This is a genomic window from Aetokthonos hydrillicola CCALA 1050, assembly GCF_017591665.1.
In the GTDB taxonomy this organism is placed as follows: Bacteria; Cyanobacteriota; Cyanobacteriia; order Cyanobacteriales; family Nostocaceae; genus Aetokthonos; species Aetokthonos hydrillicola.
The window spans coordinates 1-1117 of the sequence record NZ_JAAKGC010000439.1 but is presented as its reverse complement, the minus strand read 5'-3'; the positions used below and the strand labels follow the sequence as shown (position 1 = coordinate 1117).

General features: G+C 37.8%; 1 protein-coding gene and 2 pseudogenes. All 3 read right to left on the bottom strand.

Translation table 11 applies throughout. The features are described 5' to 3' along the window. Positions 1 to 294 (bottom strand): annotated as a pseudogene (locus G4P69_RS38690) (DUF3368 domain-containing protein); the annotation flags it as partial. Next, the gene (locus tag G4P69_RS38685; protein WP_208338382.1) at positions 284 to 538 is read right to left on the bottom strand and encodes a UPF0175 family protein; all 255 of its coding nucleotides are present in this window, start codon (positions 536 to 538) and stop codon (positions 284 to 286) included. The pseudogene G4P69_RS38690 and the gene G4P69_RS38685, both read right to left, overlap by 11 nt. Before the next feature lie 170 nt (positions 539 to 708). Next, positions 709 to 1117: pseudogene (locus G4P69_RS38680) on the bottom strand (hypothetical protein); the annotation flags it as partial.

Genomic DNA, 1117 nt, shown 5'->3' with positions numbered 1-1117 from the left:
GTCAATAACAGCGGCACAGTCTGTATTTTTAAGCGCTAAACTCAATACTTGTGATTCTCCCTTTCCCAAATCCCAAGCTGCTACTTCAGGAGCAATAGTATTAACTTCTACTCTTTGTATCCAAGAAATCTTCAGTAATTGTGTTGATGCAACATCATCTTTTGTAGTGATTTCTTCAAAAACACCTGATGGCACTAAAATTTCTGTAAATAGTTGTGGAATTAATTGCGCTTGCTTACTTTTTAAAAGAGCAATCAAAGGTGAAGAGTTAATAATTACTCGATTAATCGACATTAATCAGTTCCTCGGCTAGCTCTTCGGGAGTATATTGCATAAAATCTACTTGGTAACGTGATAATGCATTAATAAATTCAGCGCGACTTAGCCCAGCAATTTCTGCTGCTTTAGCTTGTGATATTTCAGCTAATTCATACCATTTAACGGCTGCTGCTATTCGCATTTCTTGGATAAATTCCTCAGGATTTTTGCGAAGTGATGAAAATACTGTTTCTGGTAATTCAATTTGTACTGTTCGCATAAATTCTCCTTCAAGCTGTTAAGTTAAATAAATCATAAAAATAGTTAAACAAAGTTGTGATTGCTTCACGCTCTATATTCACTGGTTATAACGGTGTTATGCCTTTTAAAAAAACTAACCAATTTAGGATAGCACAATCTATTGTTCATAGATGTTTGAACAAATCGACATTACAAGTTACTAATTTGTTTTGCCAACCAAGCTTGAAAGCTGGAATGATAAAAGCTGTAATGTTTTTCTGTGCCGATTTGCTGTCGTTGTAAAAATTCAAGCCAATTTTCTAGCACTTCTTCTACATCGTATTCATCTTCATTAATTGTTTGCGCGATCGGCGTTTCGCCGCTGCGCTTCTCCTGGCGGAGAGGCTGCGCCAACGCGATCGCCCTTGATGTTACACTTTGCCCGCTCGCTTGTCCTGATATTCCTTGTGTTTCTTCCCCTGAAGTCAAAACACGAAGCACTTTCAAAGCAATATCAGACAAACCTCCACCCGTCATTTTCTGCCAGTGCTGTTGGTAATATGCTTCTAAACTAAGTGGTAACTCATGACGTTGGAAAGGTTCAGGATAAAAACCTTCA